Annotated in this window: 16 protein-coding genes and 1 tRNA gene; 8 read left to right on the top strand and 9 right to left on the bottom strand. The window is 67.5% G+C overall.

Annotation, left to right across the window (positions count from 1 at the left end; genetic code table 11):
* Positions 1 to 150: 150 nt before the first annotated feature.
* The 3 genes from katG to IC40_RS0101555 form a co-directional block, all read right to left on the bottom strand.
* On the bottom strand, positions 151 to 2337 hold the full coding sequence (gene katG / locus IC40_RS0101565) for a catalase/peroxidase HPI (RefSeq protein ID WP_030133018.1): 2187 nt from the start codon (positions 2335 to 2337) through the stop codon (positions 151 to 153).
* A 36-nt stretch (positions 2338 to 2373) separates the two neighbouring features.
* Entirely contained in the window at positions 2374 to 2799 is a 426-nt protein-coding gene (locus IC40_RS0101560; RefSeq protein WP_187697582.1) for a Fur family transcriptional regulator, read from the bottom strand.
* Positions 2800 to 2884: 85 nt separating this feature from the next.
* Positions 2885 to 4066 carry a transporter substrate-binding domain-containing protein gene (locus tag IC40_RS0101555; RefSeq protein WP_234411504.1) on the bottom strand — a complete coding sequence of 394 codons (1182 nt, stop codon included), beginning with the start codon at positions 4064 to 4066 and terminating at the stop codon, positions 2885 to 2887.
* A gap of 159 nt (positions 4067 to 4225) precedes the next feature.
* Between IC40_RS0101555 and IC40_RS0101550 the strand changes: the two genes are divergently transcribed.
* Positions 4226 to 5410 (top strand): alpha/beta hydrolase family protein, encoded by a 1185-nt coding sequence (locus tag IC40_RS0101550; protein ID WP_030133015.1) that lies wholly within the window; start codon positions 4226 to 4228, stop codon positions 5408 to 5410.
* A 6-nt stretch (positions 5411 to 5416) separates the two neighbouring features.
* On the opposite strand, the gene IC40_RS0101545 is transcribed toward IC40_RS0101550, so the two are convergent.
* Positions 5417 to 6202 (bottom strand): TetR/AcrR family transcriptional regulator, encoded by a 786-nt coding sequence (locus IC40_RS0101545; RefSeq protein ID WP_030133014.1) that lies wholly within the window; start codon positions 6200 to 6202, stop codon positions 5417 to 5419.
* Positions 6203 to 6295: 93 nt separating this feature from the next.
* Between IC40_RS0101545 and IC40_RS0101540 the strand changes: the two genes are divergently transcribed.
* The 4 genes from IC40_RS0101540 to IC40_RS27735 all read left to right on the top strand — a co-directional run bounded on the left by IC40_RS0101540 (position 6296) and on the right by IC40_RS27735 (position 8701).
* Positions 6296 to 6718 carry a hypothetical protein gene (locus IC40_RS0101540; protein WP_030133013.1) on the top strand — a complete coding sequence of 141 codons (423 nt, stop codon included), beginning with the start codon at positions 6296 to 6298 and terminating at the stop codon, positions 6716 to 6718.
* Between the two features lie 141 nt (positions 6719 to 6859).
* Positions 6860 to 7813: a GGDEF domain-containing protein gene (locus IC40_RS0101530; protein ID WP_234411505.1), complete on the top strand. Its 954-nt coding sequence runs from the start codon at positions 6860 to 6862 to the stop codon at positions 7811 to 7813.
* Entirely contained in the window at positions 7813 to 8460 is a 648-nt protein-coding gene (locus IC40_RS26740; protein ID WP_051644248.1) for a GNAT family N-acetyltransferase, read from the top strand. The genes IC40_RS0101530 and IC40_RS26740 overlap by 1 nt, the downstream gene beginning before the upstream one ends.
* Before the next feature lie 85 nt (positions 8461 to 8545).
* Positions 8546 to 8701 (top strand): hypothetical protein, encoded by a 156-nt coding sequence (locus IC40_RS27735; RefSeq protein ID WP_157837295.1) that lies wholly within the window; start codon positions 8546 to 8548, stop codon positions 8699 to 8701.
* Between the two features lie 5 nt (positions 8702 to 8706).
* Here IC40_RS27735 and IC40_RS0101520 read toward each other — a convergent pair whose 3' ends face one another.
* From IC40_RS0101520 to IC40_RS0101510, 3 genes are all read right to left on the bottom strand, one after another.
* Positions 8707 to 9390, bottom strand: a complete 684-nt coding sequence (locus tag IC40_RS0101520; protein ID WP_030133010.1) for a GAP family protein — start codon at positions 9388 to 9390, stop codon at positions 8707 to 8709.
* Positions 9391 to 9440: 50 nt separating this feature from the next.
* Positions 9441 to 9731, bottom strand: coding sequence for a type VII secretion target (locus tag IC40_RS0101515; RefSeq protein WP_030133009.1), 291 nt, complete (start codon positions 9729 to 9731; stop codon positions 9441 to 9443).
* An 82-nt stretch (positions 9732 to 9813) separates the two neighbouring features.
* Positions 9814 to 10356: a GNAT family N-acetyltransferase gene (locus tag IC40_RS0101510; protein WP_030133008.1), complete on the bottom strand. Its 543-nt coding sequence runs from the start codon at positions 10354 to 10356 to the stop codon at positions 9814 to 9816.
* Between the two features lie 42 nt (positions 10357 to 10398).
* On the opposite strand from IC40_RS0101510, the gene IC40_RS0101505 reads away from it, so the two are divergent.
* Complete coding sequence (locus IC40_RS0101505) at positions 10399 to 11262, top strand: CPBP family intramembrane glutamic endopeptidase (protein WP_051644247.1); 864 nt, start codon at positions 10399 to 10401, stop codon at positions 11260 to 11262.
* A gap of 50 nt (positions 11263 to 11312) precedes the next feature.
* Here the strand turns inward: IC40_RS0101505 and IC40_RS27730 are convergent, their stop codons facing one another.
* On the bottom strand, positions 11313 to 11651 hold the full coding sequence (locus tag IC40_RS27730) for a hypothetical protein (RefSeq protein WP_157837294.1): 339 nt from the start codon (positions 11649 to 11651) through the stop codon (positions 11313 to 11315).
* 15 nt (positions 11652 to 11666) lie between these two features.
* On the opposite strand from IC40_RS27730, the gene IC40_RS27725 reads away from it, so the two are divergent.
* Both IC40_RS27725 and IC40_RS28420 read left to right on the top strand, forming a co-directional pair.
* A complete protein-coding gene (locus IC40_RS27725) occupies positions 11667 to 11834 on the top strand; it encodes a hypothetical protein (protein WP_157837293.1) in 168 nt (55 codons plus the stop codon).
* Between the two features lie 78 nt (positions 11835 to 11912).
* Positions 11913 to 13082 (top strand): hypothetical protein, encoded by a 1170-nt coding sequence (locus IC40_RS28420; RefSeq protein ID WP_051644245.1) that lies wholly within the window; start codon positions 11913 to 11915, stop codon positions 13080 to 13082.
* Between the two features lie 317 nt (positions 13083 to 13399).
* On the opposite strand, the gene IC40_RS0101490 is transcribed toward IC40_RS28420, so the two are convergent.
* Positions 13400 to 13482 (bottom strand) — tRNA-Leu (locus IC40_RS0101490).
* Positions 13483 to 13486: the final 4 nt, after the last annotated feature.

Below are 13486 nucleotides of genomic sequence, written 5' to 3'. Positions count from 1 at the left end.
TCGCGCCGAATTTGCACAAGGATGCGAGAATTCGGGCATTCTTCGGCACCTTCTTCAGGTTCGGCGCACGGAATACCCGCAAAACCACGTCCAGGCCGGTTCCCGAAGGAACCGGCCTGGATCGAGGGCTGCAGATTGGTTCAGGTCCGCCTAGAACAGATCGGAATTGGCCACCTTGGTCCACGCGGCGACGAAGTCCTCGACGAACTTCTGCTTGGCCTCGTCCTCGGCGTACACCTCGGCGAAGGCCCGCAGCTGGGAGTTCGACCCGAACAGCAGATCGACCCGGCTGGCGGTGAACTTCTCGGCCCCGCTGACACGATCGGTACCGACATAGGTGCCGTCATCGGCGGGCGAGGGTGCCCACTTGGTGCCCATGTCGAGCAGGTTGACGAAGAAGTCGTTCGTCAGCGCGCCCGGGTTCTCGGTGAAGACACCGAGCTTGGTGCCACCGAAGTTGGTGTCCAGCACCCGGAGTCCGCCGATCAAGACGGTCATCTCGGGAGCCGACAGACCCAGCAGGTTGGCCTTGTCGATCAGCTGGTACTCCGCGGGCAGCGACAGGCCCTTGCCCACGTAGTTGCGGAAACCGTCGGCCTTGGGCTCCAGGTAGGCGAACGACTCGACGTCGGTCTGCTCCTGGGTGGCATCGCCACGGCCTGAGGTGAAGGGCACCGCGACATCGAAGCCGGCCGCCTTGATGGCCTTTTCCAAGCCCACGACGCCGCCGAGAACGACCAGGTCGGCGAAGGAGACGTCAACTCCGGCCGAGCCCTGGATCTCCTCGAGCTTGGCGATCACCGGCGTCAGTTCGTCGGTCTCGTTGGATTCCCAGCCAATCTGCGGCTGCAACCGGATGCGGCCACCGTTGGCGCCGCCGCGCATATCGCTGTTGCGGTAGGACGCCGCAGCCTTCCAGGCCGTCGAGACGAGCTGGGAGACAGTCAGACCCGAGTCGGCGATCGCCGTCTTGAGCGTCGCCACATCGGCATCCGAGAGTGGGGTGCCCTCCGGAACGATGTCCTGCCACAGCCACGTCTGCTTCGGAACCAGCGGGCCCAGGTAGCGGCTCACCGGTCCCATATCGCGGTGCAGCAGCTTGAACCAGGCCTTGGCGAATTCCTCGGCCAGCTCCTCGGGGTGATCCAGCCAGCGCCGGGTGATCTTCTCGAAGCCCGGATCCATCCGCATGGTGAGGTCGGTGGTCAGCATGCCCGGATGGGTGCGGCCGTTGCCCTGGGCCATCGGCACCGAGTTGGCCCAACCGCCGTCCTTGGGCTGCCACTGGAAGGCACCGGCCGGGCTCTTCACGAGCTCCCATTCGTTGCCGTACAGGATCTCCAGGAAGCTGTTGTCCCACTTGGTCGGGGTGTGCGTCCAGGTGACCTCGAGACCACTGCTGACGGTCTCGTTGCCGACGCCGGAGTTGGCCCAGCCGAGGCCCTGGCTCTCCAGCGGTGCGGCCTCGGGCTCGGGCCCGTTCTCGACGTCGGTCGCGCCGTGGGTCTTGCCGAAGGTGTGGCCACCGACGATCAGCGCCGCGGTCTCGACATCGTTCATGGCCATCCGGCCGAAGGTCTCGCGGATATCGGTCGCCGCCGCGAGCGGATCCGGATTGCCTTCGGGCCCTTCGGGGTTGACGTAGATCAGGCCCATGTGGCTGGCGCCCAGCGGATTCTCCAGCTTCGTGCGGTCACCGTTGGCGCCGGCGTAGCGCTCCTGGCTGCCCAGCCATTCGTGCTCGGCGCCCCAGTAGATGTCCTCCTCGGGCTCCCAGTAGTCCGGACGGCCGAACGCGAATCCGGCGGTGGTGAAACCCATCTTTTCCAGTGCCCGGTTACCGGCGAACACCAGCAGATCCGACCAGGACAGCTGCTTGCCGTACTTCTTCTTGACCGGCCAGAGCAGCCGGCGCGCCTTGTCCAGGCTGACATTGTCGGGCCAGCTGTTGAGCGGGGCGAACCGCTGCATGCCCTTACCGCCGCCGCCGCGGCCGTCGGCGACCCGGTAGGTGCCTGCGGCGTGCCAGGTCATCCGGACGAAGAACGGGCCGTAGTGGCCGAAGTCGGCAGGCCACCAGTCCTGCGAGTCGGTCATCACCGCGTCGACATCGGCGGTGAGCGCTGCGACGTCCAGGTTCTGCACGGCCTCGCGGTAATCGAATCCGGGGTGCGGGTTGATGACCTCGGGATCCTTCTGCAGGATCTTCAGATTGACCGCGTTGGGCCACCAGTCACGGTTGCTGCCACCCTCGACCGGCGGCTTGATGACCATCGGGCATTTCGCCTCTGTGGGTTCGGTCTGTGCTTCACCGATCGGGGGACTTGTCTCGGGCACGTGGTAGATCCTTTCCGGGGCTGTCGGACTGGTTTCTTACTTCGAGCCGACGTGCGGCTGAAGTTCTTGTGCGGTAATGCAATCGGGGCACAGGCCCCAGTAGATGACCTCGGCCTCGTCGATCGTGAAACCGTGGTCGTCTGCCGCGGTGAGGCAGGGAGCCTCCCCCACCGCGCACTCGACGTCGGCGATGACGCCGCAGGAGCGGCACACGACGTGGTGGTGGTTGTCGCCGACCCTGGATTCGTAACGAGCCACCGAACCCGTCGGCTGGATGCGGCGCAGCAGGCCGGCGGCGGTCAAGGCGTTGAGCGAGTCGTAGACGGTCTGATGCGAGACGTCGGCGAGTTCGGCGCGCACGGCCCGGATCACCGTATCGGTGTCGGCGTGCGGATGCCGGTGCACGGCACCGAGCACCGCGATGCGCGGGCGCGTCACTCGAAGCGATGCGCCCCGCAGCATCTGCTGAAAGTCCTGCGCGGTCGCCACACGACGAGTCTGAACCCTTTTCTGGAATTAGTCAAGATAAGGTTCGGGGGCGATGACCTCAGTTGGGATCGGCCGCGGTGGTTGCGATGTCGTCGCCGAACCACTTCTTCTTGATGAGGTTGTAGGTGCCGTCCTCACGCATCTGGAACAGCATCTGGTTGACCGGCTTGCGCAGCGGACTGTCCAATCCCATCACGAAACCCTGATCCTCGTCGTGGAATACGGGACCTGCCATCACTGCGACACCCTCCCCGCGGTGGGCCACGTAGTAACGCAGTGTCGGCGCGTCGAAGACGACCGCGTCATAACCCTCCTCGCGCAACAGGTGATACGACTCCTCGACGGTGTCGGTGAGGGTGGCCTCGATACCCATGTCGCGCAGGTACTCCGCGGCGGTGGTGCCGCCGACGGTCGCGACGGACTTGTCGTAGAGATCGGCAGGTCCGGCAATCTTGGCGTCCAGTTTGGCGACGGTGAGGCTGGCGCTGAGGTTCGCCGAGTAGAACGAGATGAAGACGATCCCGGCGAATCCCCACAGGATCGCCAACGCCTGCGTGACGGTGCGCGTCGCCGTGGTCGCGTTCTTACCGACCAGCGATCCGATACCCCAACCGAACGCCTGGAAGATTCCCGGCAGATACGCACGCGCGATCACCGGTTCGGGACTGCGCCGCTCGATCAGCCAATAGATGTGCGCCGGTACGACGCTGACGACGATCGCGGCACTGAGCCAGATCAGCATGGTGCGCGACAGCAGCAGGTCCAGATATCCGCCGAGGCCCGGGATCGAGGGCCGGGTGTCGTGTACCGGAACGATGATCTGCAGGCCGGCATCCAGCGTGGGATGGGAGAAGTCGAACGACCGCTCGCGATCGGCGGTCAGCGAGATGCCGCCGATCGCGACATCGGCCTGCCCGGACGCGACCGCCGACAATTGACCACCGACGCTGCCGACATCGACGTACTCGGTGGACCATCCGAGACGTTTGGCGATGTCATTCCACAGCTCGATGCTGAACCCGGTCAGGTCCCCGTTGCCGGTCCGCATCACGAACGGCTCGAGAGTGTGCACCGCAACGGTGGTCGACCGCGGCTCGGGTTCCTGGTCCGGGACCGGCTCGGCGGCTGTCGGTGCGGCGGCAAGCAGCGCAGCGCCGGCCAGCACCAACAGCCATGCGGCCAGACGTGCGATCCTGCCCCGCGCGGGTGGCGATGTCCGTTGGTCTGGTGCGCTCGGCATCGTTGGTCTCGCAGTCCGGGCCGCCGGGCCCCTCGTCATCGTCACGTGCGCCAGCAGAATCTGGCAACGGGCTGAACCGTGCAGCCCAGCGCCGTTCGACCATACCCCGGCCACGACGGGCTCCCGGATCGCCGATCGGTCCCCACTAGGGTGTGCGGCATGGCTCTTCGACATGTCGTGCGGATTCTCGTATTGCTTTTCTCGACAATCGCATTGGCCATACCCGCGGCGGCACAGCCGATCGCACCGAACTGGTCGGGCTTGGATGCCCGCTTCTACGCAGGACCGATACCGGCCGCGGGCAATCTCATCGAGACCGTCGAGCTGGCCCCCGAGTTGTCCCTGACCGGCGCGGGAGCCGCGTACCGGATTCTGTACTCCACCACCGATCAGCACGGCGCTCCCGCCGTGAGCACCGCTGCGGTGTTCGTCCCGCACACCCCGGCCCCGGCGGGCGGCTACCCGGTGATCGCGTGGGCGCACGGCACCGTCGGGCTCGGTGACGACTGCACCCCGTCGGCGCTGCCACGCACCCCGCGCGACAACGAGTACCTGTCGCACTGGCTGGACCAGGGGTACGTCGTGGTGGCAAGCGACTACGCCGGTCTCGGAACGCCCGGATTGATGAGCTACCTCAACAGCGTGACCACCGCCCACGGCGTCATCGACTCGGTCGTCGCCGCGCACAAGATGCCGCTGTCACTCTCGCCGAAGTGGGCGATCGTCGGACAGTCCCAGGGTGGTGGCGCGGCGGTGGCGAGCGCCCGGTGGGCCACCGAGTTCAGCGCCGGGAGCGGGCTGGATTATCGGGGCGTCGTCGCCACCGGGACGCCGGCCAACATCCAGAAGTTCGTGGCGCAGGCCGGACCAGACCTGCAACTGCCCGAGCTCGGCCCGGTCGCCAACGCCTACACCGCCTACATCCTGGCAGCCCTGCGGGAGGCCCGGCCCGACCTGGATGTCAACAGTGTGTTGTCACCGGCCGGTCTTCAGGCGGCCGACCGAGCCGAGACGGTCTGTGTGCACCCGCTGACCGATGAATTGGCCCACCTGAGTCCCGCCGCCATGTTCACCAAGCCACTGTTGAGCATTCCGGGCATCGAAGACGCGCTCAACGAGTTCATGGGAACCCCGGTCACCGGTTATGACCGGCCGATCTTCCTCGGCGTGGGTCTGCTGGATCGCGATGTGCCGCCGGCCTCGACGCTGGCGTTTTACGACCAGCTGGTGGCCAACAACCAGAACGTCGAGCTGAAGGTGTACCCCGAGGAGGACCACAGCGGAACGGTGTTGGCCTCGCTGGCGGACTCGACGCCCTTCCTGCGCAACGCCTTCGGACTCTGAGCCGGCTCAGGGGCCGCGGCGGTCGATGAGTACCGCGAACCCGTCGAGGATGCGGGCGAGTCCGAAATCGTACGCATGCGCGGCGTCATAGGCGCTGTGGTGGGTCTGGCCGGCCGCCGCGCCGACCCGGACGGCCAGCGGGTAACGCTCGGCGTCGAGGACGCTGTCCAGCAGCGGGCCGACCCGCTGCCACCACTGATCGTCGGATTCACCACTGTCCGCGGCCGCGGCGCGCGACTCGCTCGCGATCCGGGATACCGAGTCGACGAAGCCGAGTAGGTGGGTCAGGGCCGCGTCCATCTCCAGATCCGTCAGCCCGACGCCGTCGAAGGCGCTCAGTTCGTGTTCGTACTTGGCCATCATCCCCGGGCCGAGCGGTGGCCGTGTGGTGGGCACACCGACGACCCATCCGTGGCGGGCCAGCATCGCCCGGTTCTCGTCCGCGATGGCCGAAACCTTGTCTCGCCAGGACATTCCGGTGAGCTCGGTGCGCGGCATCTGTTGGTAGACGGCGTCGAGCATCAGGTCCAACAGCTCGGCCTTTCCCGGCACATAGGTGTAGATGGCCATCGGCGCCGCGCCCAACGCGGCGGCCACCGTGCGGATCGTCAACTGGCCCAGGCCCTGCTCGTCGGCGATGCCGATGGCGGCCTGCACGACCTGATCGACGGTCATGCGCTGGCGGGGACCGCGCGTCGGCTTGCCGGCGGGCCTGCGCCACAACAGCTCGAGGGTGCGCACCGGGTCTCCCGCGCTGGAGCGCTCCTTGTCGCTGGGCAATTGCCGATCCACCTTTCGCTGCTCCGTCGATCGTAGACGGCTGCGGAAAATCTCCGTACTGTGTACGACGTACGCTGTACGGAGTTTTACGACCGAGGAGGGCTCATGACCGCACCCACCACCGGCAACACCGCACCGACGGGATACACACCGAGCCCCGCCGACGTCGCCGGTGTCCTGGCCTGGTTCGAGCATTTCGATGCCCTTGCCGTGGCCAAGGATGTCGAGGCGATGGCCGATCAGGCGATGTTCCCACTGAACGAGGTCAGCGACGGCAAGGCCGAGTCCTATGACCGCGCCCGCTACATCGCGCAGATGACCTCCGAGCTCGGTGCTTCGGAGCAGATCGACATGGTGTCGGTACGCACGCCGACCTTCCTGAACGAGAATCTCGTCTTCGTCGTCACCGACGCCACGATCACGGTGGGCGATTCCAGCCAGCAGGTGCGTTACGGCGACCTGCTGGTGAAATGCGGGGGCGACTGGAAGTTCCAGACGATGGTGCAGGGCGGTTGGACCGACTTCTGACCTCGGGGGCGCCGCGCAACCGCTTGCGTGGCGCCCGGCCGCCCTCCGTCGGTGCCCGACATTTCCCAACGCGTGCGTCATCCGGTAGGAACGTGGACAATCGGGGTGCCGGAATGGGGACTTGGCGGGGGCGAGGTGGTGGTGCCGGTATTGAATACGGTGCTGCGTCGCCGCATCCTGCTCATCTATCTGACGGTCTGCCTGTGCTTCTACGCGCTGGCGATACTGAGCTCGCTCGGACGGTCCGACGCATGGGGTGAGTGGATCGCGACATCACTGGTCGGGATCGGACTGGTGGCCGCGCTCCCCCGGCCGGCCACCGGGTGGCGCTATCGGGTGGCGTTGTCCTGCGCCTGCGCCGCGCCGCCGATCGCGCTGATCAGTCACACCGAGTTGGCCGCCCAGGTCTGGGCGCTGATCCCGCTGATCCTCATTGCCGTGTTCGTCAGGAGCTGGCACCGCACGCGGACCGCGCGCGTGGTCACGGCAGCGCTCGCTCTCGGCGCTGATGTGGGGCTGCTGATCGCGCCCGCCCCGGTACCGCCGTTGTGGTTGCTGATGTTCCCGGTCTGCATCATGGGCATCGCCGAGGTGATCGGGCTGCTGCATTCGGCCCTTCTCGATGTCGGACACCGCGATCCGCTGACCACCGTGTGGAACCGGGCAGGCCTCAATCGCGCACTCGACGACCTGCTACCCCGCGCTCGGCGACGCAAGGAAGCCCTGGCGGTCATCGTGTTGGACATCGACGACTTCAAGTCGGTTAACGACCGCGACGGCCATGCAGCCGGTGACACGGTACTGACCGAACTCGCCGCGCGCTGGATCGCCCAGGTGCCCGACGGTGCGCTCGTCACCAGACTCGGTGGCGACGAATTCGTCATCGTGCTCACCGGTTACGACGAATCCCGGGCGCGGCGGCTCGCCGACACTCTCAGCGGCGACGGGCCGATACGGGTAAGCAATGGTGTCGCCGTGGGAGCCGCCTACGACACCGCCGCATTCACCGGTCTGCTGGCCGCCGCGGACCGCGATCTGTACTTGGCCAAGGGCAACAAGCCCCGGCCGCCGGCCGATGAGGCTCCCGCGCTGTGATGACCTCGCAGGCAACGCAACTGCGCATCGACGTTGGCGACGTCTCGCTCGTCGCGCCGACGGACACACAACTGGCGGTGCTGGCCCGCCAGGCCGCCACACCGGGGGCGGTCCTCCCCGAGGATCAGACCCACTATGTCAAGTGGATCGACGGGCGCAGCCCCGAAGTGATCGAGCAGCAGCGCATTGACCGGGTGCGTTCCAATCGCGACCTCACCACGGGCCCGGGATGGACCCTGGACCTCGCCATCGTCGTGGGCGGGTCTCCCGTCGGACTACAAAGTCTGTCGGGCTTCGAGCAATGGCCGCACCGCCGGATCGTCGGCACCACCTCGTGGTTGACCGCCGCATTTCAGCGCCGCGGCCTTGGGACCGCGGCCCGCGCCGGCGTCCTGGAACTTGCCTTCTCGAATCTGCGTGCGGAGAAGGCGAAATCCTGGGCGCTGGAGGAGAACATCGCCAGCACAACCGTGTCCAGACGACTCGGATACCGCCTGATCGGAGCAGAGGTGATCGTCGAGCACGGTCGACAACTCACCGAACAGGTCTATGAACTGTCCGCCGAAGAGTGGCAGCGCTCCACAGTGCGCCGGCATTTGACACCGGTCGTCACCGGGGCCGACACGCTCACCCGAATTCTGGGCTGACATCGTCCGCTGAACGCGCTTTGTTCAAAGGGATTTCAACTGTCGTCCCTCGCCGGCGACACTCACCCGACCTATCGTCGGTAGCGTGCCGTCCACGGATGAGCGTTCCGAGTCACCGTCCGAGGCCGAACTATCCACCGAGCGGCCGCGGGTGCGCACCGGTGACGTGCGACGCGCCGCTCAGCGGTGCCCGTGTGGGCTGGAGCTGTCCCTGACCGGGGTCTGCGTCAACTGCGACTGAGCAAGTCACACCAGGGCTCTGCGGTGGATAAGCGCATCGGCGACGAGCGCCACACCGGCGACGACGAACAGGATGCGCACCCCGATGGGGCCGTACCTGGTCAGCGTCCGTACCAGTGCGCGCTGCATACGGTCGGCCCGCCGACTCCTGCTGGTGGACAGGGCCAATACCAAGATGCACGGCAACAACGCCAGCGCGCAGTAGGCCAACACCAGCAGTGGCCAGGCCGGCGGCAACGGCTGGCGGGTGGCGATCATCGCCAGCCCGGCCAGATACGGCACCGCAGTCGGCGCCTGGCCGAGACCGACTGCCACACCGACGAAACCGAGTAACCACGGCCGCTGCTTGAGCGCCGCGAACGCCCAGCCCGGGGCGGTCGACTGGGCGACCAGCGGGAAGAACGCGAGGACTATCAGGGCCGCGCCGACCAGCAACTCACCCCAATACCGAACGCCGGGTGTGATCTCGAACTCGGTGAGCTCGGTGAGGAGGTCGACGCCCAGCACGAAGAAGATCCCGAAGGTCGAGGTGACCGCGAACACTCCGGCGATGAAGCTCAGGCCACCGGGTAGGGCGGATTGACGATTTAACCGGCTGCCGTAGACCACGGCCGAGACGACGCCGATGTTCAGGACGCTGAGGGAGTCCAGAAACGCCAGCCCGAGCAGCGCCAGCACAAGACCCGTCACGGAGTCGACCCTACTTGCGCGCGGCGGTACTCAACCGGTGCCGGGTTTGGCTACGGCGTGAGCGCCTGGGCCGCGGCCGCGTCCTGGTCGGTGTAGCGGGTGGCGGCCGCGGAGAGGTTGCCGGCATAGGACTGCACGGAATCGGCAAGGGCGGCGGTGTCCGCTGCGATGGCGGTCCCGGCTGCGTGGCAGGCGGCCCCCGTCTGCAACTGTGGAACCGCGGACGCGGCGCCGGTGAGCGGTGCATCGGCACCCAGGGCGGCCAGTTGCGCACCGGTCTGGCGGAAGACCGTGCTGGAAGTCGTCAGCAGCGCGGGGTCGACGACCAGATTCTCCGTCATATCGAATCCCCTTCGGCAGTGTGCATCGCTGTTCATGTTACGGCGGGTGCGCGGAGCGTTCCGACGGCAATTTCGGCGGCATTCACCAAAGATGGCCTGGTCGCCAATCGCAGATCAGCGCAGCGCCCGGACCCGGCAAAGGGCGCTCACCGACGCCGAACACATAGATCAAGTCGGCGCTGTCGAAGGTGTCGACCACCCCGGCCGATCCGATGGCTTGGGTGTGGCCGGTCCAGAGCTGCCAACCGCGCGATGCATAGAACGGCGCGGCCGTGGCGACCGCATTCAGGGCGCCGAGCTGGTGGCGGGCGCGGATGATGTGCTCGACACGGTCCATGAGGATCCGACCCAGCCCGCGACCCTGATGATCACCGCGTACGGCGACGGCCTCGACGTAACCGGTGTCGAACGCCACACCGTCGTGATGCAACGTCCGCGGCACGACGGCGGCGAAGCCCACCATGGACCGGCCGTCGTCGATGAGGACGACATGACGGCCGGGGACCGCGTGCAACCAATCATGTGATCGAAACGACGAACCGAATGCACTGCGCACCAACGCTTCGGCGCTATCGAGTTGAGCACTGCTGGGTTCCCCGGGCTCGGCGATCACGACCTCGACCATGCCGCCAGCGTGGCGCACCTGGCGTTGGCTAGCATCGAAATCGTGTCCGGCACCGCAGACGCCCGTCGCGCCTCCGTGCGATGGGCTCCGTCGGCTGTCATTGCCACGGGTCTGGTGATCTACCTGGCGGCCGCCATCGCAGTGGTCGTCGGCGCCGCGGGCCAGATCCGTTTCACCGCAGACAGTTCGGCGACCATCCCGATGTGGCACCCGTGGCTACCGGCCGCGGTCGGCATCGCACTGACGCTTGTCGCACTACCGGGCCGGGGTGGGCGGGCTTCGGCTACGTCTCGTGATTGTGTCGACGCGGTGGTGCTCACGCTGCTCGGCATCACGTTCGCCGCGCTGCTTGTCCTTTCGGGCCCGACCGAGCCGAACTACACCGGGCTCAAGGTGGCTCTGCTGGTGATCTGTCCGCTCTTGCTGTTCGCGGTCGGGCGCCGCCGGGGACCTGCCTCGGATTTCGTCGACGAGCCACCCGGCCACCGTTGGCGCCCCTTGATCCCCGTGCTCGGTTGGGCGGCAACCCATCTGGTGTTATCGACGCACGGGCCATCCCAACGCATCGACGTCGACTGGGTGACACTGGTCGTCGGACTGGCGCTAGGTTTTCTCATCAACGCGGTGGTCGAAGAGTTCTTCTACCGCAGATGGTTGCAGACCCGGTGGACCCGGGTGCTCGGTGGTACCTGGCCGGCGATCATCGTGTCCTCGTTGCTGTGGGCCTCCTGGCATATCGCCATCCAGAGCGGCGGTGACCTCGGCATGGATCTGGCGAACACGATCGTCAATCAGGGGGTCACCGGGCTGTTCCTCGGCCTACTATGGGCGCGCGGGCAGGCCATGTGGCCGCTACTCGTCACCCACGGCCTGATGAACGCCAACCCGGTGGTGCTGTTCGGTTGATCGGTATCGAATTCTGTTGCACGTCAGACCGACTGGCGATATCCGGTTCCTCAGGACGCTCCCTGGGACGGCTGACCGTCGGTGCCGGGACTGCCGGGAGCGGTGCCACCGGCTCCGCCGCGGCCCCCTTTGCCACCTTGCTGGATGCTGCTGGTCCCGGCCAGTCCGCTGCCGCCGTCACCACCGTTGCCGCCGTTGCGGACTCCTCGGCCACCGTCGCCACCGTGACCGCCGCGGCTGGACCCATTGCTGATCTGACCTTCGCCGCCGCGGCCACCGTTGCCGCCGTCGGCCGTGCCGACACCATTCGATGAGCTCGCGCGACCCTCACCACCCGCACCCCCGTCGCCACCGACGGCAACACCATTGGGACCACCCGCACTTCCCATACCGCCCTCGCCGCCATGGCCTCCGCGGGCACCTGTGCCGGCACCCCCGTCACCACCATTGCCCCCGCGGCCTTCCGCCACGGGAGGCTCGGTAGGCCGTTGGTAGCTCGAGTCGATACCGCGACGGCCCTCACCACCGAAGCCGCCGTCACCGCCGACACCATCGGTGCCCAGGCCACCTGATCCACCGTTGCCACCGATACCGCTGCCGCCGCGAGCCGGTCGATCCCCACTTCCCCTGCCGCCGTAGCCGGTCCCTCCGTGTCCGCCATTGCCGCCGACGGCACCCGTGCCGCCCGCGCCACCGTTACCGCCGACACCATCGGCACCGTTGCGGTCGAAAGTGCCGTCGTGCCCTCGGCCGTTGCCCCCGTCGCCACCCTTGCCGCCGCGCGAGCCTGCGGTGTTGCCGGACGAACCTGCGTCACCGCCTGCGCCACCAGCGCCACCTGCGCCACCGGTGGTGAGGCTGGACCATCCCAGACCACCCGCACCGCCATCACCACCGCTGCCGACGTTCCCGGCAACGCCGCCCGCGCCGGTGCCGCTGGCACCACCGCTGCCCGCCACGCCGGCGGCACCGCCGTTACCTCCGACGCCGCCATCTCCGCCTGCGCCGCCCGGGCGGGCACTGAGTTGCGTGCTGTCCGCGCCACGACCGCCCTTACCGCCGCCTGCACCGTTTCCGCCCATACCACCGTTTCCGTTGGCGCCCGCGGTACCGGTTCCGCCGAGGAATCCGCCCTGGCCCTGAGCGCCACCGGCACCACCCGCGCCACCGGCGCCACCGTCGCCGCCGGCCTGACCGTGTTGTCCAGCAGCGCCCGCCGTGGTGCCCGCGGCACCATCGGCCCCCAGGTAGCCGTGGCCACCGTCGCCACCGCGGCCGGCCGCCCCGCCGGAGCCACCGGCACCGAAGATCAGGCCGCCGGCACCACCGGCACCACCATTACCCCCGGCACCTCCCGCACCTCCCGCCTGTCCCGAAAGGGTGCCATCGGCGCCGCGAGCTCCGTCGGCTCCGGCCCCGCCGCTGCCACCGTTACCGACCAGCAGCCCACCGCGACCACCGGAGCCCCCGGCCGCCCCGGCGACCGTCGCCGCACCACCCGCGCCGCCGTGACCGAACAGGCCCGCATCGCCGCCCTTGCCGCCGTTGGCACCCCGGCCGCCGTTGCCGAACAAGAAGCCACCCAGTCCGCCGTCACACGCCGTCCGACGCAATCGGCGGCCGCATCGGCACCGTTGCCGATCAGCGGCCTCAGCATCAGGCGTTCCAAAGTCGGGTCGTACGCTCTCTCACCGGCGTTCCGCGACTGGTCGGTCCACCACCACGGCGCTGAGGTTTCCGAGGTCTCCGAGGTCTCAGAGGTCAACACCACCGCACGGTGCACGACCTCGGAGCCGTCGGCACCGACCGGTTCCGCGTAGAGGGCTCCCAGTACCGCGGCACCCAGGCCCGCCAGTACCACGCCGGCAGTAACAACGTGGCGGTCAGAACAGCTTGTCATGAGGACCTTTCGGGCCAGGTGAGGAATTTCAGCAGAGGACCGGAAGTCCGAGAATTGACGCTGATGCTAGTCGGTGGCAGAGTCCGGCGGTCGATTCCGGAGCGACGGCAGCGGGTCACGAATGGCGTTATCGCGCAGGACCGTTGGGCTCGCCGCACCGCCAACCGACGAAAAGAGGTCGTGAACCAGTTTCTGGTTCACGACCTCTGTGTCTGGAGTTCGTAGAACTCCTCACTGTGGGCGAAGGGGGACTTGAACCCCCACGTCCCGAAGGACACTGGCACCTGAAGCCAGCGCGTCTGCCATTCCGCCACTCGCCCTGAA

Origin of the sequence: Mycolicibacterium neoaurum ATCC 25795 (assembly GCF_000691525.1) — a bacterium.
Lineage (GTDB): Bacteria > Actinomycetota > Actinomycetes > Mycobacteriales > Mycobacteriaceae > Mycobacterium > Mycobacterium neoaurum.
Note: the sequence above shows the minus strand (reverse complement) of the source record. Positions and strands in the feature narration are given on the sequence as shown.